The following is a 20610-nucleotide window of genomic DNA, read 5'->3' on the forward strand; positions in this document are numbered from 1 at the left end:
TCAATCGGGGCGGGCCGGAGAAGTTTCAATACCCAGGCTGTCCCAGAGTTCGTCTACGCGCTGTTTGACCGCGTCGGACATGGCAATAGGTTCGCCCCATTCCCGATCGGTTTCGCCCGGCCATTTATTGGTGGCATCCATTCCCATTTTGGAGCCCAGCCCCGACACTGGCGAGGCGAAATCCAGATAATCAATGGGCGTGTTCTCGACCAGCAAAGTATCTCGGGCGGGGTCCATCCGCGTCGTGATGGCCCAGATTACATCTTCCCAGTTCCGGGCATTCACATCGTCATCAGTGACAATAACAAACTTGGTGTACATGAACTGGCGCAGAAAAGACCATACGCCCATCATCACCCGCTTGGCATGGCCGGGATACTGCTTTTTCATAGTCACAACTGCAAGACGGTAAGAGCAGCCTTCCGGGGGCAAATAGAAATCCACAATCTCTGGAAATTGCTTCTGCAGAATCGGAATAAATACTTCATTCAGCGCCACGCCCAGAATAGCTGGCTCATCGGGCGGCCTGCCGGTATAGGTGCTGTGATAAATCGGGTTTTTCCGGTGGGTAATACGCTCGACAGTGAAGACGGGGAATTCATCCACTTCGTTGTAGTAACCTGTGTGATCCCCAAACGGACCTTCAGGCGCCCTGTCGTCGGGATAGATAAAGCCTTCAAGTACAATTTCCGCGCTGGCAGGCACCTGCAGGTCACTGAGGCCACACTGCACCAGCTCGGTACGACTGCCCCGGAGCAGGCCCGCAAATGCATACTCGGACAGCGAATCGGGCACTGGCGTTACGGCACCAAGAATTGTGGCCGGATCTGCACCCAGAGCCACAGCGACCGGATAAGGCTTGCCCGGATTGGCCTTTTGAAACTCCTGAAAATCCAGCGCACCGCCGCGATGGCTCAACCAGCGCATGATCAGACGGTTACGGCCGATAACCTGTTGCCGGTATATCCCGAGATTCTGACGCTCTTTGTGGGGTCCACGGGTAATCACCAGGGGCCAGGTCACCAAAGGCCCGGCATCCCCGGGCCAGCAGTGCTGCACCGGAATCTGGTAAAGATCGACCTTGTCTTTTTCGATGACAACTTCCTGGCAGGGCGCAGACCTGAGCACTTTCGGGCTCATACGCATTACCTGCCGAAGCAATGGCAGTTTTTCGATCGCGTCCCTGAAGCCCTTGGGGGGATCCGGCTCCTTCAGATAGGCCAGCAATTTGCCAATGTCCCGAAGCGCGGTAACACTCTCTTGCCCCATACCCAGAGCCACTCTTCTCGTGGTGCCAAAGAGGTTGGCAAGCACGGGCATGTCGTAGCCCTTGGGGTTTTCAAACAACAATGCAGGACCGCCTGCCCGCAGTGTGCGGTCACAGATTTCGGTCATTTCCAGATGGGGATCTACTTCAACCGGGATGCGCTTCAGCTCGCCCAGTTTCTCCAACTGATCAATGAAATCCCGCAGATCGTTGTATTTCATCGTTGGCTCCGAAAACGGCTGGTTTCAAATTCGAATTTCATCGCCTCCCGGACCTCTCGCCCGGTGCCAGAACGCAATGAGGGCCGGCTTTCCCAGACACGCCGTAAACCCATCCCTGGGGGCTTGGTCTTGCCATCCATGGCAAGACACAGTCTGGGAAAGCCGGCCCTCACCGCGTTCACGGAATTATCAGTTAACTCAAGACCAAAACCCGCCAAAACTTAACTGTAATCCAATAGAGGTACGCGCCCAAAACCTGACCGGCAGTACCGGAGACACCCTCCCCGGTACTGCCAGCCCCAAAGGCAAAAGCGCGAATGCAGCACCTGGCCGATACGACCGAGGCACTAACGCACCAATCTTAGCGACGCTTCATCGACTGGAAGAACTCGTCGTTGGTCTTGGTGTCTTTCAGCTTGTCCAGCAAGAATTCGATAGCTGCGGTATCGTCGTCCATGGAGTGCAGCAATTTACGCAGAATCCACACTCGCTGGATATCCGCTTCGCTCATCAGAAGGTCTTCACGACGCGTGCCGGAGCTACGGATATTGATTGCCGGATAAACACGTTTCTCTGCGATCTTGCGATCCAGATGAATTTCCATGTTACCTGTGCCCTTGAACTCCTCGTAGATCACTTCGTCCATCTTGGATCCAGTGTTCACCAGAGCTGTTGCAAGAATTGTGAGACTGCCGCCTTCTTCAACGTTACGGGCTGCACCGAAGAAACGCTTGGGTTTCTCGAGAGCGTGGGCGTCAACACCACCGGTCAAAACCTTGCCAGAGGAAGGAATTACCGTGTTATAGGCACGAGCCAGACGGGTGATGGAGTCCAGCAGGATGATCACATCTTTCTTGTGCTCAACCAGACGCTTGGCTTTCTCGATAACCATTTCCGCTACCTGAACATGACGCGCAGGTGGCTCATCGAAGGTTGACGCAATCACTTCGCCGCGCACAGTGCGCTGCATTTCGGTAACTTCTTCCGGACGCTCATCAATCAGAAGCACCATGACATGGCACTCTGGATAGTTGCGCGTGATCGACTGGGCAATACTCTGCATCAGCAGGGTCTTACCAGCCTTGGGTGGCGAGACAATCAGTCCGCGCTGGCCTTTTCCGATTGGAGCAACAAGGTCCAGTACCCGCGACGAAAGATCCTCGGTGCTTCCGTTACCAGCTTCCAGTTGCATGCGCTCGTCAGGAAACAGTGGCGTCAGATTTTCAAACAGGATCTTGTTACGGGCATTGTCTGGCTTGTCGAAGTTGATTTCAGAAACTTTCAACAATGCAAAATAACGCTCACCGTCTTTCGGTGGGCGAATTTTGCCGGCAACGGTATCGCCGGTGCGAAGATTAAAGCGGCGGATCTGGCTGGGGGAGACGTAAATATCGTCTGGCCCGGCCAGGTATGAGGCGTCGGCAGAGCGGAGGAAGCCGAAACCGTCCTGCAGAATTTCCAGTACGCCATCGCCATAAATGTCTTCGCCGCTTTTCGCATGCTTCTTCAATATGGTGAAGATAACATCCTGTTTACGCGAGCGCGCCAGGTTTTCGAGGCCCATCTCTTGCGCAATTTCGAGCAATTCGGGCATGGAGTTCTGCTTGAGTTCGGTAAGGTTCATAGGTTATTAGATTTTCAAGAATGGAATTAAACGGAAGTTGGGATGACAGGGGTGCCCAGGAACAAATCATTTAACTAGTTGTAAAACAGATGCTGGCTGATGAAACAACCGGGGTAAAGATATAATCCGGAATCAAAGTGCTAGAAGCCAGTAGAGTGGGAACAACCGTTCGCAGGGCAAGAGCGATAATCTGCTACCTTACCCGCCGATGTCAAGCATGAGAGGCAAATAAACGCCATTTTCCTGCTCAAAAGCCTGCGCGCGCGACCAGAAGCCTCCCCCTGATGGGTTACTCCCTTCCAATCCCTGCCGCTGATGGGGATACTTACGGGCAACATATTTACTGTATTTCCCGGAGCACCGTCCCATGAGTAGTGAACGTACCAGCGAGCTTAAGCCCCTCAACATCGCGATTCTTACCATATCCGACAGCCGTGGAGAGGATGAAGACTCCTCCGGCCAGTTTCTTGAAGACAGTGTTGTAGAGGCCGGGCACCGGCTGATTTCGCGGCGCATCCTGCCGGACGACGTTTATCTCGTTCGTGCGGCGATGTCATGCTGGATTGCGGAACCGGATGTCCATGTGGTTATCATAACTGGAGGCACAGGCTTTCATGAGCGCGACAGCACGCCGGAAGCTGTTGCGCCACTATTGGACAAGACCATCGAAGGCTTCGGGGAAGAATTTCGACGTATTTCCGCTTCAGAGATCGGCACGTCTACTATCCAGTCCAGAGCCTTTGGCGGCCTTGCCAACCATACTGCAATTTTCTGCCTGCCAGGCTCCACCGGAGCATGCCGGACGGGCTGGAACGGCATATTGAACACCCAACTCGACAGCCGCCACGGCCCCTGCAACTTTTCAGCTCTGGTCAGCCGGAAGCCGGAACGTGCTGTTGAACGCCTTCAGCAGGTTATCGGCAAACGCGCTACCCGCTAATTTCACTGCCCACTAATTCAGAACATGGAGAGAAAACCATGGCAGCCAATCTGACACCGGTTGAAGAGGCCATTGCCCACTTGCTGGCTAAAGCTCCGGTGATGACAGAATCCCTGCTCGTACCAATTGCGGAAAGCCTGGGCCGGGTACTGGCTCAGGACTACAGGGTTCCCGCGGACGTGCCTCCGGCCGACAACAGTGCCGTGGACGGCTACGCCCTGCGCGCCGGGGACTTTACTCCAGGCCAGGTACTGCCCGTATCAGACCGGATCCCGGCCGGCTCTGCCCCCGCTCCGCTAAAGCCCGGCACCGCCGCCCGTATTTTTACCGGCTCAGAGATTCCGGCCGGTGCCGACACAGTCGTAATGCAGGAGCGGGTTGAGGTTACAGGTAGTGGCATAGAGATTAATTCAGAGGTAAAGGCCGATCAGAATATCCGCCAGCGCGGCCAGGATCTCACTGAGGGCGATGTGGCCCTGAAAAAAGGTACCCGGATCCGGCCTCAGGAGATGGGGCTTCTTGCCTCCATGGGTATAGCGGACGTCGCAGTCATGAAAAGATTGCGAGTCGCGATCCTGTCCACGGGCGACGAACTGGTGGATCCGGGAACACCGCTGGAACCAGGGCAAATCTACAATACGAACCGCTTTACCTTGCTTGGCCTGCTGGCAGAGGCTGGCTGCAAGGTCGTATTGTGCGAAACCTTGAAAGATACCCGGTCTGTTACCCGGGAAGCCCTGGAAGGCGCCGCAGCACAGGCAGATCTGATCATCACCAGTGGTGGGGTTTCTGTTGGCGAGGAAGACCACGTGCGCGCTGTTCTGGAAGATTCCGGCGAGCTGTCGCTCTGGCGTCTGGCGATCAAACCCGGAAAACCTCTCGCGTTCGGGTCGATCAACGGCACGCCCGTACTGGGCCTGCCCGGCAACCCGGCTGCGGTGCTGGTCACATTCCTGATCGTGGGTATGCCCTACATACGCAGCTGTCAGGGCCGCCTGCAGATTCACCCTTCGGGTCAGCAGCTGCCTGCCGCCTTTAACGTATCCTCGCCCTCAGTGCGCAGGGAGTTTGTCCGCGCACGTACGGAATCTGTCAATGGCCAAAGCAGGGTCAGCGCCTACCCGAACCAGAGCTCTGGCGTACTGAGCTCTGCCTGCTGGGCCGGTGGTCTGGCGGTTGTCCCGGAGCAGACCACGGTTACTGAGGGTGACCTGCTAACCTACTTTCCATTCACTGAGTTGCTGAGCTGATATGACCGACCAGACCCTGACCGTCCGTTTTTTTGCCCGTCTCCGGGAAGAGCTGGGCACAGAACAACTGCAGCTACCGGCAGAAAAGAACCAGACCGCTGGCGACCTGCTTGCCTCTCTGGCCAGTCGCGGTGGCCCATGGGCCCAGTTGCAGGGTAGCCAGCCGGTAATGATTGCAATCAATCAGGCCATGGCAAAACCCGGAACATCCGTGAAAGCCGGGGATGAAGTGGCGTTTTTCCCGCCGGTAACCGGAGGTTAGGATGATCAGTATCCAGACAGAGGATTTTGATTCGGGTGCCGAGTACGCCGCCCTGCGAGACAGTGGCACGGGTACAGGCGCTATTGCTACATTTACCGGGCTGGTACGCGACAACGGTGACATGCAGGGCGTATCGGGATTGTTTCTGGAGCATTATTCGGGAATGACGGAACAGGTCATTTCGGGGCTTGTAGAGGAGGCTTCGCGGCGCTGGGATGTTCGCAAAGCGCGGGTCATTCACCGGATTGGCAAGTTATTGCTACAGGACCAGATTGTTTTTGTGGGGGTTTGCAGCGGTCACCGTAGGGATGCGTTTGCAGCCTGCGAATTCATCATGGATGCTTTGAAGACGTCTGCGCCGTTCTGGAAGAAGGAGCTTTCTGATAGCGGAGAGCATTGGGTAGAGCAGAAGGCTTCGGATATTATTCGGGGAGAGGCCTGGCAGAAGTAGTTCAGGCCTCCGCAAACCTTAGCTCATCAGGTCTTCTGGTCGGTTTCTGTTTTTGAAAACCGCTTCAGCACCAGGGCAATCCAGTGCTTTTGCGCCAGCAGCGTTTGCAAATACCATTACCCTGCGATTGTCATCCCGTAACTGAGCCTCCAAAAGCCCCGCAAGTCTGACCGGGTATACGCCATGCAAGGGATGATCCCTGCCATCGCACCGGGCGATCACGGGCCTGCCCGGCTGTTCCCGCCAGGCGGCAAGAAGTCTCTGGAATACTTCCGGCTGCACCCCGGGAGTATCGCAGGGGCAGACGAGCACTGCGTCAAAACCGCGCTTTTCTGCTTCTGTCATGCCCGCCAGCAAACCTGCAAGAGGGCCCTGGGCTTTGTAACCGAAGGGGTCTTCCAGTACATCGCCGAGCATTCGGTATTCGTTCAGAGAGCGGTTAGCGCTTATAAGTACAGGGGTGACAACGGCCCTCAGGGCCCTGGCTACCCAGTACGCCATTGGGCGTTCATGCCAGTGCATGAGGCCTTTGTCTCTGCCATTCATGCGGGTTCCCTTTCCGCCAGCGAGCAGCAGGGCACATGCTTTTTGCGAACCTTCCTGTTTTGGAGCTGCGTCGTTCATGGCGTGTCTCAAGCACAAAGTGAGGCTGTTTTCTGCCTGATACGAGACAATAAAAAACCGCCCAGGAGCCTGGTCCGGGGCGGTGTTCAGGCACTCAGAAAAACAATCAGAGATTGCTGTCGAGGAATGCCGCGAGCTGGGACTTGGACAGTGCGCCTACTTTGGTAGCGTCGACGTTGCCATTTTTGAACAGCATCAGCGTCGGAATACCACGGATATTGAACTTGGGTGGAGTCTGCTCATTTTCGTCGATGTTAAGTTTGCAGACTTTCAGCTTGCCATCGTATTCGTCAGCAATTTCTTCCAGTACAGGTGCAATCATTTTGCAGGGACCACACCACTCTGCCCAGTAATCCACCAGTACGGGAACGTCAGACTGAAGCACGTCCTGATCAAAAGATGCATCCGTTACATTTACGATATTTCCACTCATTTCATTTTCCTGATTCATGCAGCAGATACGGTCTCCGACGGCGGCGCCGGCGCCTGTATCCGCTTGCAGTTGGCTGTTGCTGAAGGTTCCCGTTATTCGGGAGACAACCCTTCACCCCCATCAATTAGCGCCTACTTTACGCGATTGATCCGGCGGATGTGAAGCAGTAGATCCACCAGCTTGTCCCGGCACGCTTCTGACCCCGGATAATTCCTCCGCATTTCGGCTGCAGGCAAACCCGGGCATTTACTGACAGATCCCGGGATTATCGCTTATAGTACGCACAAGTTCACACCACAGGATTATGATCACCGTGACGGCCTCCCCTTCTGCCGAAAATATTTCTGCTCCTCCAGATATGCTGGCAGCCATCGATATGGGATCAAACAGTTTTCACATGGTCGTAGCCCGGCTGGTACATGGCGAAATCCGTACCGTCGAAAAAATGGGCGAAAAGGTCCAGCTTGGCGATGGCCTCGATTCAGAGAACTGCCTGACAGAAGAAGCACAGCAACGCGGCCTTGATTGTCTGCGCAGGTTTGCCCAGCGCCTTAACGGAACTCCACCGGAGTGCGTTCAGATCGTGGGCACCAATGCCCTCAGGGTGGCACGCAACGCCAACCAGTTTATAGCGCGGGCGGAAGAAGTTCTGGGCTATCCGGTGGAAATCATTGCCGGGCGGGAGGAGGCCCGACTGATCTACCTGGGCGTCGCGCACACGCTTTCTGATGATGCAGGGCGGCGTCTTGTGATCGACATAGGCGGTGGCAGCACGGAACTGATTATCGGCGAGCGGTTTGAGCCACAGGAGCTGGAAAGCCTGCACATGGGCTGCGTATCTTTCCGGAACCAGTATTTTTCAGATGGCCGCATCAACCGCAAACAGATGGACAAAGCCATTACCCACGCCGAGCAGGAGCTTCTCAGCATCCGCAGGCATTTCCGCTCGGTAGGCTGGCAGAGCACAGTGGGCGCGTCAGGGTCCATTAAAGCCATCAGCAACGTACTGGCAACCCTCAAGATAACCGACGGCAAAATCACCCTGCCCGCCATGGAGGAGCTGCGCCTGCGGCTGGTGGATATGGGGAACGTGGAAAAACTCAGCGAACTCGGCATGCGCCCGGATCGTCAGAATATTTTCCCCGCTGGCTTTGCGATCCTTCTGGGCGCTTTCCGGTCCCTGGACATCCAGGATATGACATTCGCTGATGGCGCGCTCCGGGAAGGGCTGCTGTATGGAATTGCCGGTCGAATCCAACACGAAGATGTACGGGAACGGAGTATCTCGGCCCTTCAGGAGCGACACCTGCTGGACCGAAACCAGGGAGCTGCCGTCGAAGCAACTGCGATTGCAGCCTGGGAACAGATTGCAGACCACTGGGGCCTGAATACGGTTCCGGATGAGGAGGTTCTGCGGTGGGCCTGCCAACTGCACGAAATTGGCCTGACCATATCGCACAGCCAGTATCACAAGCATGGTGCATACCTGCTGCGCTATACCGACATGGCCGGCTTTACCCAGCAGGCCCAGATGGAGCTGGCAATTCTGGTACGAGGCCATCGGCGCAAGTTTTCCATGTCCATCTTTGATGGAGTAGACCCGAATGACCTGGAGCGCCTGCGGCGCCTCTGCATACTGGTGCGTCTCGCCGTGCTGATTCAGCATTCCCGCAATCAGGAACCACCACCGGCGTTCACACTGCAGCCCAGAGAGAATGGCCTTTTACTGACATTCCCCGAGGGCTGGTTTGATGAGCGGCCTCTGACACTTGCGGACCTGATGAACGAAAAGGACTATCTGGCCAAGCAGAACTTTGTGCTCGAACTGGCCGGTGGCTGACAGGTTCGCTAGCCCGCCAACTCTTTCTCCATCGCCTCTACGGTTTCGCTGACGTCGAGCCATTCCGCTTCGGTAGCTTCCAGCTGGGATTTAGCTTTTGATTGCTTGCCCAGCAGCTCTTTTAACCGGCTTTTGGATTCGTCACCATACAAACCGGGGTCGGCAAGCTCCGATTCCAGTTCGCCAAGAATTTCATGCAGAGATTCCATCTGCTTTTCCAGTGTCGCCTGTTTCTTGCGGAAAGGACTCAGCTTCTGCCGGAGAGCAGCCTCTGCCCGCTTCCGCGCCTTGCGGTCCTCAGCGCTTTCACCAACACCGGTTTCTGATTCCGGGCCGGCAATGCTGTTGTCCATATTTTTTGCGTCAACAGCTTGCCGCTTAGGAGCCTCAGTATCGTCCTTACGACGATCCGCCAGCCAGCGTTCATAATCTTCAAGATCACCCTGGTATTCCAGAACGCGACCGTCATTAACCAGCCAGAATTCATCAACAGTGTTACGCAACAGATGCCTGTCGTGGGATACCACCACAATGGCACCTTCGAAATTCTGCAGCGCCATGGTCAATGCCTGACGCATTTCAAGATCAAGATGGTTGGTCGGCTCATCAAGAAGGAGCAGGTTGGGCTTTTGCCAGGCAATAACCGCAAGCGCAACACGGGCCTTTTCGCCACCCGAAAATGAGCGAATGGGACTCAAGGCTTCGTCACCATGAAAATCAAAGCCTCCCAGAAAATTCCGGATGCTCTGCTCCGAAGCTTTGGGCGACAACCTTTGCAGGTGAAGAAAGGGACTTGCAGCCAGATCCAGCGATTCCAGCTGATGCTGGGCAAAGTAGCCGACAGCCAGGTTCTCGCCACAGGTCCGCTCGCCGGACAGCAACGTACTTACCGCGCCTTCTTCACCCTCGCCCAGCAAAGCATCCATCAGCGTGGATTTACCCGCGCCATTTGGCCCGAGCAAGCCAATGCGACTTCCCGGAAGAAGGCTCAGATTGATGTCATTGAGAATAACGGTTTCACCGTGCCCTGCCTGACCATGTCGTATGGAAAGCAGCGGGTTGGACACTTTGTCTGAGACCGGGAATTCGAAGCTGAATGGTGAATCAATATGCGCAGGGGCAATTTTCTCCATCCGCTCCAGTGATTTTACACGGCTCTGAGCCTGCCGGGCCTTGGTGGCCTGGGCCTTGAAGCGATCAATAAACCGCTGAATCTCAGCTATTCGTGCCTGCTGACGTTCAAAACCCGCCTGCTGCTGTGCGAGGCGCTCACTGCGCTGAGCCTCAAATGCAGAGTAATTGCCGGTATACAGTTCCAGCCTGCGCCGATCAAAGTGAACCACATGAGTAGCGACCCGATCCATGAAATCCCGGTCATGAGAGATAAACAGCAGCGTACCATCGTAACGGCGCAGCCAGTTCTCCAGCCACAGACAAGCGTCCAGGTCCAGGTGGTTGGTCGGCTCATCCAGCAACAGGAGATCCGAAGGACGCATCAGCGCCTGGGCAAGGTTCAGCCGGATGCGCCAGCCGCCGGAAAAAGCCGACACGGGCCGGTCTGCATCGCCATTCTGGAAACCCAGGCCGCGTAGCAAAGATTCGGCGCGCCTGGCTGCAGACCAGGCTTCGTGAATGTCCAGCTCGCCGTGTATATGAGCTATCGCATTGTCATCACCCCGGTCTTCAGCCTGCCGGAGTTCCCGCTCAAGGCGCCGTAAATCCAGATCGCCGTCGAGAACAAAGTCCCTTGCAGTTCGCCCTGTTGCCTCAACTTCTTGCGCCATATGCGCAATGCGACAACCACCAGGAAGTGACACACTGCCCTGCTCCGGAGCCAACTGGCCCAGAAATAGCTGAAAAAGGCTGGATTTACCGGCACCATTGGCACCTACAATGGCCACACGCTGGCCAGATTGCACAGTCAGAGCGACGGAATCTAGCAACCAGACGCCGCCCCGTTGTAAACTGAGATCGGTTATCGTTAACATGTTTTCATATAATCAACGTAAATTGTCAGGGATGGTTCAGCGCTCATGCCGGTCAGCTTGGAAGCCAACCTGAATTTACCTCTAGAAACCATGAGGTTGCCGGAACATTTAGAGCTGGAAAACCCGCTTTGGCGGTTTGCACTGATATTCTGGCAGGACACACTGGCGCAGGAAACCTGTCTGGCTCTTCAGACTGAAGGCTGGAGCGTAACACGGATTTTATGCGCCGGATGGCTTGCACTGAACGGCAGGGCGTACACCGGAATCGAGGACGCTACGGTAACAGAGTGGCGGAGTCGTGTAACCGGCAGCTTGCGCAAGATTCGTATGTCTGTGCCTAAGGCCCAGGCTTCATATACCGCTTTGCGCTCAAGTCTCGCCAGCCTTGAGCTGGAGTCAGAGCGTATCGAACTGGCTTTGGCATGGCAGACTTTAACAACGCCCAACCCGGAACAGAGCAACATGCATGAACGTGACAATCTGATCCGCCCCAATCTCGCTGCGGCAGCACCAGTATCCGGGATGACCGCAGATACCCGGCAGCTCCTGAGCATATTGGGCGATATTTTAATCGCCTTTCCACAGGGAGGCACACAGCCATGATGATCAAATGGCTCGTCCGGCTCTCATTTCCGGCTCTCGGCCTGCTGCTGCTGCTGATGTTCTTCGGCCTTAATGACCCTGATCAGGCGTCAGAGCCGGTTGCGGAAGAAGCGCAACCCGACATACCAGCATTTGAGGGGCTGGTGCCCTCTCCTATTCCGACAGACGGCCCGGACATCGTCTTCAAGTGGCGGGATACTGACGGCAACTGGCATTATGCCGATCGGCCACCGGAACAGGGCCCGTGGAATACACTGGCCATAGAAAGGGCTGACAAGAACCGGGCACCTGCCAGAGCACCCGATCCTGAGACCGACTGGCAATCACCATACAGTGCACCCTTTTATCTTGGCCCGAACACGGGAAGCAATGGAAGCTGACCAGGTCAGGTCTTCGCAGCTGAGCAAGGGGCTCCTGTAGCTTCTTAACAGATGTTCAGTGGAATCTCCGCTCCGAACCCGTTACCTTTTCCGCTCAGACAAACACAATATGCGGGCAATGCCCGCTCCTTAATGACTCAAAAGGATGATGTAATGAAAAAAACGCTGCTTGCACTGGCGATGACTGGCATGGTTGCCGGCTGTTCAACTCCACCAGAAACTCCTGTGGATCCGAAACTGGACTCCACCGACCAGAAGGTCAGCTATGGCATGGGTCTGGTGCTCGGAGAGCGGATGAATAACGACCTGCCGAATCTGCAGATGGACCAGTTTCTGCAAGGCATCCAGCATGGTCACGCCGGCGATGAAGAAACCAAGCGCATGAGCCGTGAAGAAATCCAGCAGGCGTTGATGGAATACCAGCAATCACTGCAGGAAGAACAGAGCCGACAGATGGAAGAGCTGGCACAGAAAAACCTTGAAGCCGGTAAAGCCTTCCTTGCCGAAAATGCCGAACGCGACGGCATTGAGACAACCGAATCAGGCCTTCAGTTCGAAGTACTGGAAGAAGGCGACGGTGAGCAACCGGGAACAACCGATACTGTTCAGGTGCACTATACCGGTGAGCTTCTATCCGGAGAGGTCTTTGATAGCTCCCGTGAACGCGGCGAGCCAGTGACCTTCGCTCTGAACCAGGTTATTCCAGGCTGGACCGAAGGCCTGCAACTGATGAACGAAGGCGCCCGCTACAAGCTCTATATCCCGTCTGATATGGCCTACGGCCCGGGTGGTAATCGCGCGATCGGCCCGAACGAAACTCTGGTTTTTGATGTAGAACTACTGGCTATCAACCCGGGTGCAGAAGAAGACGCAGCTTCCGAGTAATCCGCCAGACTCGTATCCGCGACTTCAGCCTGCCTGAAGTCGCAAAAAAGCCTCAGTAGCGGGTAATGCCGACTGAGGCTTTTTTGTATGCGTCAGCGCTGGATCAGACTGGTGCCACCTTGCCTGCATGCACGTTGTGGAGATGTTCAATCAGAAAATCTTCCATCTCAAAACGACTCTCTAACGTTTCACCCAACCGGGAAAGCTCATCAAACAGAACCTTCACTTCCTGCTCCGGAAGCGCCCCTTCAGTCAGCTGATCATTAAAATTAAGGGCAACCTCTGTGGTTTGCTCAATGCGCGGATAAACCTTTGCCGCAAGCTCCAGACCACCGTCATTGAACTCCCGGGCTTCCCTGATCAGCTGCTCATATATCTCAAAGTGGCCGGTAGACACATAATCTACAAGCACCTCACAAAGCCGCACGAACTTTTGTTTCAAGGCTTCTGTCTGGGAGAAGTCACTTTCTCCGGATAAATCACAGTAGTGAACCAATAGCTCCTGACGATCCTTGAGCCAACGGTCAATAAGCTCGCTGACGCCACCCCAACGCTCCCTGGCATTTCGGCAATTTTCCAACATGACGCCTGTTCTCCACTTTATAATCCAACCAGCCGGCCCTGATGCTGATATTTGTTAAGTCAGGCTCAAGTTAACCCAAGCCCGCTGCCTGTCGCAACCGTTTCAGCCAGGGATCCAGCCTTTTGGTTTTCCCCGGTGAAACAGCATGCCCAGGCCCACAACAACCAGTAAAGCGAAAAAGACAGCCGTCCAGCCTGGAATACTTAACCCGAGAAAACGCCAGACTACTGCTGCGCAGTCTCCGGTGCCTTTGAGAGCTGTGGAAAGCACTTCTCCCAGGGGAAGCACCTCAAGCATATAGTCTACAGAAGGGCCACAAGCGGGCACCTGATCTGCCGGCAAGCTCTGCAGCCACAACTGGCGCCCCGCCATGCCAAGCCCTGCACCTGCCGTTACCGCAAGCAACAGACCATACAAGCGCAACCCCAACTGCCCCGGACCGTGCAAAGCAGCCACAAAACTTACCAGGCCAACGCCCATAAAGCCGAAACGCTGAAGCCAGCACAAAGGACACGGCTCCAGCCCCATCACATGCTCCATGTAAAACGCCACGCCCAACAATCCGGCACAGACAACAAAAACAAGTGCAAAAATTGCTCGTCCTTTCACAAAGTTTCCTCGGTTTTCCACAAATACTCCGCCGGGCCTGCTATTCTCGGTTTATCCGGCGGAAACGCTGCTGATTTTGTCACTAAACCCTAAACCATGACTAACTGCAAGCTTATGACACCTCAGCCAAAATTCGTTTTATTCAGTCTGTTCCTGCTGTTCTCAACAATCTCTGCAGCCTGGGCGGAAGATACCGCCGACGCCAGCGAGGAAACTGCCGCAGAATCAGGTGTCACTGATTACATTGCCATGGAGCCAGCGTTTGTAACCCATGTCGGAACCCCGGACGGCAAACTGACCTATCTGAAAGCAGCGGTTACCCTCCGGGCTTCCCGGCAGGAAACACGAACAGCCATTACCGCCCACATGCCCAGGCTACGCCACGAGCTTGTGATGCTGTTTGGTGAGCAGACAGACACAGAAACACTGACAACGATGGATGGCCAGAAAGCTCTGCGCGAAGAAGCAAAATCCCGGATAAACAAGGCGCTGGAAGAACAACATACCGGCGAGGCTATTACCGGCGTGCTGTTTACGGAATTCGTAGTACAAAAATAGTGCGGAAACAGGCGGGTTCAGGCAATCCGGGAAAACAGGTCGCCACCTGTGGCACGCCTCTCCCGGACAGTGTCACCCGCATCATCCCAACCGGCTTCCCAGGCTGCTACAACGACTTCACCGCGATAGGGACAGCGGGTCTTATCCATACCCACTGAGGCTGCCATGTAGCCCTGGCGATAAGCCTTATTCAATGCCTCGACATCCCAGCCGAGTTTGATGTCCCTTGCCATGCCACTTCTCCCTGTAACTGATACTGTGCAAATTACCACCAGGGTCAGAAAGTGACAAATTATTGTTCAGCTTCTGTGACGCAAACCCTTCATGAGCGCAGATACTGCTCAAGAAAGTCACCGAACTCCAGGGTATCTGATGCTTCTATCTGCTTCTGCTCTGCCAGTGAATCTTTACTGGCAGCCATGAATGCAGCCTGCACGCCAGCTTCCATGCCTTCCTGCCGGAGCGTGTTCTGATGCCCAAGCGCCATCTCCATTGCCCAGTCTCGATGCCCCAACCCGGAAGCCCGCATCGAATCAATAACCCGCGCTGAAGGCACCTGATTATCCCCCGACAATATGCCGCGCTGGGCCAGCAAAGCCTTGCGATAAACATCCCCACCGTTCCAGCTATCCAGCATTTCAGCCAGAGGCTCAAGCTGACGCAGCACAGCCTGGGCAGCCTCACCAATGAGCGTAGGCTCGCCATCCCGGCACAGAGTAAGCTCCTGATCACGGCCTTTCGCGACAACGTCTTTGAAGCTGTCGTCCAGTACCCGGCACTCGGCATCATCAATTTGCGGTGATTCTGATAGCAGACAATCAAGCAGGAACAGATCAAGGAAATCGACCTGGGCTTCATTAACACCTACCGGAGAGAAGGGATCCAGATCCAGACAGCGCACCTCAACATATTCCACGCCCCGGGCGTCGAGCGCCTGGATCGGTTTTTCTCCACTCCGGGCGGTGCGTTTAGGGCGCACAGCACTGTAATACTCGTTTTCTATTTGCAGAATGCTGGTGTTGATCTGGATAAATTCCCCGTCACGCCGGGTGCCTATCGCTTCGTAGGCTGGCCACTTGGTATGAATGGCCCGATCCAGAGTCTGTGTATAGGTGCCAAGCTTGTTGAAGCAGATATTAAGCGAAGACTGGGCATTGTTGTGGTAGCCCAGATCCCCCATGCGCAAAGACGTCGCCTGTTTACCAAACCAGCTGCGATCATCAAAACGGCTGAGGTCGTGACGCACGCCCGCAACAAAACTTGCATCCAGCGCAGGCGAAGCGCCAAACAGCAACATCAGCAACCAGCTTCTGCGGCGAAAATTGCGAATCAGCCAGAAATACTGGTCGGACTTAAAGTCCTTCATGCTCTGCTGGTCGCCGAGCGCACCCTGCCACTTTTCCCAGAAGCTGTCCGGCAGCGAGAGGTTATAGTGTGCACCTGCAATGCTCTGCATCATTCGCCCGTAACGTACTGCCAGACCTTGCCGGTATACGTGTTTGAGACGGCCGACATTCGAGGTTCCGTAATCGGCAATGGGAATACTGGCATCACCATCCAGCTCACAAGGCATACTGGCTGGCCAGAAAACCTCATCGCCCAGGTTCTGCTGAACAAAGCGATGAGTATTCCGCAGGGATTCCAGCATCGCCGGAGTACTGCTGCACACTGGCGTTATCAGTTCCAGAAGGGACTCAGAATAGTCCGTTGTAATGGACGGATGCGTAAGCGCCGAGCCCAGGACCTCGGGGTGAGGAGTCTGTGCAATGAACCCATTACGGTCAACACGCAAACCTTCTTTCTCTACCCCTTTCAGAAACCCGTTCCAGTCGCTGGCTGCGAACTGGCGGAACACAGAATGGCGAGACTCGGCCATGATTGACTCCTGCTGCAACCGGCGCCCTGTGGCAGGCGCCGGTTGGTGGAAATAGTTGAAACCGCTTAACGCTTATCCTTGCGCGCCGATGCAAACGCCTGAGCCAGGGCTCCGGCCATAGCACCGGAGTCAGCGCCCTTGTTCTGAACTCTGGGTGCAGACTTGCCCGCTGCCTGCCCATTGCGGCTACCAGCGTTCTGGCGACCGTCTGCGCGCGTGGCACCTGACCGCTTTGAGTCTGCTTTTTCACCCGGCTGGTCATCCATACGCATAGACAGCGCAATTCGCTTACGCGGGATATCCACCTCCATGACTTTAACCTTCACTATATCTCCGGCCTTGACCACTTCGCGGGGATCTTTCACAAAGGTATGGGAAAGTGCGGAAATATGTACCAACCCATCCTGGTGAACGCCTATATCAACAAATGCGCCGAAATTGGTGACATTGGTGACAGAGCCTTCCAGAATCATTCCGGGCTCAAGATCGCCAAGGGTTTCTACCCCTTCCTCAAAGCTCGCAAACCGGAACTCAGGACGCGGATCCCGGCCCGGTTTCTCAAGCTCAGACAGGATATCCCGTATGGTTGGCACACCAAACTTATCGGTTACGTAATCCTGGGGGTTCAGGCCACGCAGAAACGCTGCATCGCCAATAATGTTGTCAACTTTACGGTTATTCTTTGCCGCAATCGCCTCAACCACACCATAGGCTTCAGGGTGAACCGATGACCGGTCCAGGGGATTCTCTCCACTGGCAATGCGCAGAAAGCCTGCCGCCTGCTCGAAGGTTCTGTCACCCAGGCGGGACACTTTCAACAGCTGTTTGCGGTTACGGAACATGCCGTTCTGATTGCGGAATTCAATGATGTTCTGGGCTATGGTCTGATTCAGGCCGGACACTCTTGACAGCAGAGGCGCAGAGGCCGTATTCAGGTCCACGCCAACACCGTTAACACAGTCCTCAACAACTGCGTCCAGACTGCGGGAAAGCTGCACCTGGGATACGTCATGCTGGTACTGGCCAACGCCAATGGACTTGGGCTCAATCTTCACCAGTTCGGCCAGCGGGTCCTGCAGGCGGCGCGCAATCGACACAGCTCCACGGATGGTGACATCCAGATCGGGCAATTCTTTTGAGGCGAATTCCGAAGCCGAATAAATCGATGCGCCAGACTCACTCACTACAATCCGGGCAAGCTTGAGTTCCGGATAACGCTTGCAGAGATCGCCGACCAGCTTCTCAGTTTCCCGGGACGCTGTTCCGTTGCCGATGGCAACCAGCTCAATACGATACTCACGACACCAGGCTGCAAGCTTTTCAATGGAGCCGTCCCACTGATTCTTCGGCGCGTGAGGGAAGATGGCGCCATGCCCGGCAACCTGGCCGGTACCGTCAATAACAGCCACCTTCACGCCAGTACGCAGACCGGGGTCCAGCCCCAGGGTCGGGCGTGGTCCGGCCGGGGCCAGCAACAACAGATCCTTGAGGTTGGCCGCAAACACGTTGATGGCCTCAGTCTCGGCCGCTTCCCGCACCTGGGACACCAGATCTGTCTCGATCTGCGTAGACAGCTTTACCCGCCAGGTCCAGCGCACCACCTCTGAAAGCCATTTATCCGCAGCACGCCCCTTGTCACGGATGTTCCAGCGAGCAGCGATACGTTGCTCAGCCGGGTGCGGCTGACGGCGATCATCATCTGCATCACCCACAACCAATGTATAGGCGAGAATGCCTTCGTTGCGGCCACGCAGAATTGCCAGAGCACGATGTGAGGGCACCTTCTTCAAGGGTTCCACATGATCGAAGTAATCCCGGAACTTGGCGCCTTCGTTCTCTTTGCCCTCGATTACGGTAACCTTCAGTTGTCCCTGCTGCCAGATCAGGTCCCGCAGCTCACCCAAGAGTTCCGCATCCTCGGCAAAACGCTCCATCAGAATATAGCGGGCACCGTCGAGGGCAGCTTTGGTGTCATCAACACCTGCATCCTTGTTGATGTAACCTTTAGCCGTGGTTTCCGGCTCCAGCGTCGGATCGCCATACAAGGCGTCAGCCAGAGGTTCGAGGCCTGCTTCCCGGGCAATCTGCGCTTTCGTGCGGCGTTTGGGTTTATAGGGAAGGTAAAGATCTTCCAGACGGTTCTTGGTATCCGCATCCTGAATACTGGCCCGCAGCTCATCGGTCAGCTTGCCCTGCTCCTCAATGCTCTTGAGAATAGTGCCTCGCCGGTCCTCCAACTCCCTGAGGTAACGCAGGCGTTCTTCAAGGGTACGCAGCTGGCTATCATCCAGGGAGCCAGTCACCTCTTTACGATAACGGGCAATAAACGGAACGGTGGAGCCTTCGTCCAACAGGGCGACTGTGGCGTTGACCTGCTGCTCTCTTACACCGAGTTCGTCAGCGATGCGTCTGGAAATACTGTTCATGCAATCTCTGCCTGATGCGTTTCTGATAAAGCAGCAAAGGTACAGCGGCTTAGAGTTGCAGGCAAGCGGACTGACCCCACTCGGTCAGAAATCGAACAAGATCAGCCCAAGGCAGGGGGCGGGCATAATAGTAACCCTGGATTTCATCGCAATGCTGCTGGCGCAGAAACTCCAGCTGCCCCTCAGTCTCAACGCCTTCAGCTACAACGCTCATCTGGAGACTGTGTGCCAGGCTGATAATAGCCCGGATAATGTGCTCGGCATCGGCAGACTCGCCCAGAGCCTGCACAAAGGACTTGTCGATTTTAACCAGCGAGATTGGCAGGTGCTGGAGGTTACTCAGAGAGGAAAAACCTGTCCCGAAGTCGTCAAGCGCAAAACTGATCCCCAGCTGATTGAGCTCCCGCAGGCAGCGCTGAGCGTATTCAGGATCATGCATCATGGCACTTTCTGTCAGCTCCAGCTCAAGCAGGCTGGTATCAACATTGGCATTGAAGATAATGCGGAATATGGTTTCCGTCATTTTGCGGTCATGGAACTGCCTGAACGACAGGTTAACGGCAAATACCAACCCGGGAAACCCGAGTTCAGAAGATTCATGCAGGCGCTTACAGGCCTGCTCGATCACCCAGTAACCGATGGGCACAATAAGACCACTGCGTTCGGCGACCGGTATGAACTCATCCGGCCCGATCAGGCCCCGCTCAGGGTGGTTCCAGCGCAACAGACACTCAACGCCGCGCACTTCATTGCTGGCCAGGTCAATTCTTGGCTGATAATACAGCTCCAGTTCATCAGCCCTGAGCGCATTGCGAAGGTCCGCCTCCAGCCGAAGCTGGTAGCCAGCTGAAATATGCAGCTGGCGATCGTAAAAACGGTAGCTTGTGCCCGGATCCCGCTTGGCTTCGAACATCGCCCGGTTAGCCCTGCGCATGAGATTCTCGGGGCTGTCCCCGGCTTCCGGATAGGTAGCCACACCCAGACTGGCGCTGACCACGACACTTTGGCCGTCAATCATTACCGGCTCATCAAGGGTATTGACGATTTTCCGTATGATTTGAGTGATATCCAGCGAGTCTTCAATTTTCTCAATAATAATCGCCAGTTCGTCACCACCAATACGCATCAGGGAATCCACGCGACGCAACCCTTGCCGGACCTGGGCTGCGATTATAATCATCAGCTGATCACTTTTCTGGTAACCAAAGGACTCATTAATACTGCGGAAATCATCGATATTCAGGTGCAACAATGCCAGCCTCTGGCTTCCCCGCTGGGCTCTGAGCAACGCCTGCTGCAACCTGTCAAAGAACAGGTCGCGGTTAATGAAGCCGCTTGCAACGCCTCTGCTCAATTGGCTATGGGTGGAATTGGCCAGCTGCTCACGATACCAGGTGCACTTCACCGCCCTGCGAAAGCTCCAGCAATCAAGCTCCTGACGACTCAGATAGTCTGCCGCACCACTGGAAAGTAACTCCGCCGCACGCTCGCGCGGAGTTTCAGCGCTCAACGCCAGAACCGGCCTGCCTCCACTGGCAACCGCCAGATACTGCAAAAAAACAGTTTCTGACTCTCCATAAAGCACGCAATTCCAGACAATAATGTCGAATTTCGCATTGCGGATCAGGTCATCACAATCCGCCAGATCCGGACACCAGGTCAAATCCGGGTAAATTTCAGGATCGCCTGTCAGCAGTGCCCTCAGCCAGAGAAAGTCGGGATAACAAGGCGTCAGAACCAGGACGCGAAGCTGGTCATGTCCGACAGTTTCCAATGGCAAGGTCATTAAG

Annotated in this window: 20 protein-coding genes; 9 read left to right on the forward strand and 11 right to left on the reverse strand. The window is 55.3% G+C overall.

The window, feature by feature from the left end:
* Both ubiD and rho read right to left on the reverse strand, forming a co-directional pair.
* Positions 1-1488, reverse strand: a complete 1488-nt coding sequence (gene ubiD / locus CPA50_RS16645) for a 4-hydroxy-3-polyprenylbenzoate decarboxylase (RefSeq protein ID WP_096783658.1) — start codon at positions 1486-1488, stop codon at positions 1-3.
* Between the two features lie 361 nt (positions 1489-1849).
* Positions 1850-3112: a transcription termination factor Rho gene (gene rho / locus CPA50_RS16650; protein WP_096783659.1), complete on the reverse strand. Its 1263-nt coding sequence runs from the start codon at positions 3110-3112 to the stop codon at positions 1850-1852.
* A 367-nt stretch (positions 3113-3479) separates the two neighbouring features.
* Between rho and moaB the strand changes: the two genes are divergently transcribed.
* Genes moaB through CPA50_RS16670 form a run of 4 tightly spaced genes read left to right on the forward strand, consistent with a single transcriptional unit; the run spans position 3480 to position 6015 of the window.
* Positions 3480-4052, forward strand: coding sequence for a molybdenum cofactor biosynthesis protein B (moaB, locus tag CPA50_RS16655; RefSeq protein WP_096783660.1), 573 nt, complete (start codon positions 3480-3482; stop codon positions 4050-4052).
* Positions 4053-4090: 38 nt separating this feature from the next.
* Complete coding sequence (glp, locus tag CPA50_RS16660) at positions 4091-5302, forward strand: gephyrin-like molybdotransferase Glp (RefSeq protein WP_096783661.1); 1212 nt, start codon at positions 4091-4093, stop codon at positions 5300-5302.
* Between the two features lies 1 nt (position 5303).
* Complete coding sequence (gene moaD / locus CPA50_RS16665; protein WP_096783662.1) at positions 5304-5564, forward strand: molybdopterin converting factor subunit 1; 261 nt, start codon at positions 5304-5306, stop codon at positions 5562-5564.
* A gap of 1 nt (position 5565) precedes the next feature.
* The gene (locus CPA50_RS16670; protein WP_096783663.1) at positions 5566-6015 is read left to right on the forward strand and encodes a molybdenum cofactor biosynthesis protein MoaE; all 450 of its coding nucleotides are present in this window, start codon (positions 5566-5568) and stop codon (positions 6013-6015) included.
* 18 nt (positions 6016-6033) lie between these two features.
* Here CPA50_RS16670 and mobA read toward each other — a convergent pair whose 3' ends face one another.
* A complete protein-coding gene (mobA, locus tag CPA50_RS16675) occupies positions 6034-6639 on the reverse strand; it encodes a molybdenum cofactor guanylyltransferase MobA (RefSeq protein WP_096783664.1) in 606 nt (201 codons plus the stop codon).
* A 106-nt stretch (positions 6640-6745) separates the two neighbouring features.
* Positions 6746-7072, reverse strand: a complete 327-nt coding sequence (gene trxA / locus CPA50_RS16680) for a thioredoxin TrxA (RefSeq protein ID WP_096783801.1) — start codon at positions 7070-7072, stop codon at positions 6746-6748.
* A gap of 304 nt (positions 7073-7376) precedes the next feature.
* On the opposite strand from trxA, the gene ppx reads away from it, so the two are divergent.
* On the forward strand, positions 7377-8912 hold the full coding sequence (gene ppx, locus CPA50_RS16685) for an exopolyphosphatase (RefSeq protein ID WP_413772168.1): 1536 nt from the start codon (positions 7377-7379) through the stop codon (positions 8910-8912).
* Positions 8913-8920: 8 nt separating this feature from the next.
* On the opposite strand, the gene CPA50_RS16690 is transcribed toward ppx, so the two are convergent.
* Positions 8921-10900 carry an ATP-binding cassette domain-containing protein gene (locus CPA50_RS16690; protein WP_179397254.1) on the reverse strand — a complete coding sequence of 660 codons (1980 nt, stop codon included), beginning with the start codon at positions 10898-10900 and terminating at the stop codon, positions 8921-8923.
* A 45-nt stretch (positions 10901-10945) separates the two neighbouring features.
* Here CPA50_RS16690 and CPA50_RS16695 point away from each other — a divergent pair, with 45 nt between their 5' ends.
* The 3 genes from CPA50_RS16695 (at position 10946) to CPA50_RS16705 (ending at position 12768) form a co-directional block, all read left to right on the forward strand.
* Positions 10946-11503: a DUF2390 domain-containing protein gene (locus CPA50_RS16695; protein ID WP_096783666.1), complete on the forward strand. Its 558-nt coding sequence runs from the start codon at positions 10946-10948 to the stop codon at positions 11501-11503.
* Positions 11500-11883 (forward strand): DUF4124 domain-containing protein, encoded by a 384-nt coding sequence (locus CPA50_RS16700; protein WP_096783667.1) that lies wholly within the window; start codon positions 11500-11502, stop codon positions 11881-11883. The genes CPA50_RS16695 and CPA50_RS16700 overlap by 4 nt, the downstream gene beginning before the upstream one ends.
* A gap of 153 nt (positions 11884-12036) precedes the next feature.
* The gene (locus CPA50_RS16705; RefSeq protein WP_096783668.1) at positions 12037-12768 is read left to right on the forward strand and encodes an FKBP-type peptidyl-prolyl cis-trans isomerase; all 732 of its coding nucleotides are present in this window, start codon (positions 12037-12039) and stop codon (positions 12766-12768) included.
* Positions 12769-12871: 103 nt separating this feature from the next.
* On the opposite strand, the gene rsd is transcribed toward CPA50_RS16705, so the two are convergent.
* Both rsd and CPA50_RS16715 read right to left on the reverse strand, forming a co-directional pair.
* On the reverse strand, positions 12872-13351 hold the full coding sequence (gene rsd, locus CPA50_RS16710) for a sigma D regulator (protein WP_096783669.1): 480 nt from the start codon (positions 13349-13351) through the stop codon (positions 12872-12874).
* Positions 13352-13453: 102 nt separating this feature from the next.
* Entirely contained in the window at positions 13454-13960 is a 507-nt protein-coding gene (locus tag CPA50_RS16715) for a disulfide bond formation protein B (protein ID WP_096783803.1), read from the reverse strand.
* 96 nt (positions 13961-14056) lie between these two features.
* Here CPA50_RS16715 and fliL point away from each other — a divergent pair, with 96 nt between their 5' ends.
* Positions 14057-14518: a flagellar basal body-associated protein FliL gene (gene fliL, locus CPA50_RS16720; RefSeq protein WP_179397255.1), complete on the forward strand. Its 462-nt coding sequence runs from the start codon at positions 14057-14059 to the stop codon at positions 14516-14518.
* 17 nt (positions 14519-14535) lie between these two features.
* Here the strand turns inward: fliL and rmf are convergent, their stop codons facing one another.
* The 4 genes from rmf to CPA50_RS16740 form a co-directional block, all read right to left on the reverse strand.
* On the reverse strand, positions 14536-14751 hold the full coding sequence (rmf, locus tag CPA50_RS16725) for a ribosome modulation factor (RefSeq protein ID WP_096783670.1): 216 nt from the start codon (positions 14749-14751) through the stop codon (positions 14536-14538).
* A gap of 89 nt (positions 14752-14840) precedes the next feature.
* Positions 14841-16394 (reverse strand): glutamate--cysteine ligase, encoded by a 1554-nt coding sequence (gshA, locus tag CPA50_RS16730; protein WP_096783671.1) that lies wholly within the window; start codon positions 16392-16394, stop codon positions 14841-14843.
* 65 nt (positions 16395-16459) lie between these two features.
* Positions 16460-18820, reverse strand: coding sequence for a Tex family protein (locus CPA50_RS16735; RefSeq protein ID WP_096783672.1), 2361 nt, complete (start codon positions 18818-18820; stop codon positions 16460-16462).
* Positions 18821-18869: 49 nt separating this feature from the next.
* Positions 18870-20606 carry a putative bifunctional diguanylate cyclase/phosphodiesterase gene (locus CPA50_RS16740; protein WP_096783673.1) on the reverse strand — a complete coding sequence of 579 codons (1737 nt, stop codon included), beginning with the start codon at positions 20604-20606 and terminating at the stop codon, positions 18870-18872.
* Between the last annotated feature and the right edge of the window lie 4 nt (positions 20607-20610).

This window comes from Marinobacter sp. ANT_B65, assembly GCF_002407605.1.
In the GTDB taxonomy this organism is placed as follows: domain Bacteria; phylum Pseudomonadota; class Gammaproteobacteria; order Pseudomonadales; family Oleiphilaceae; genus Marinobacter.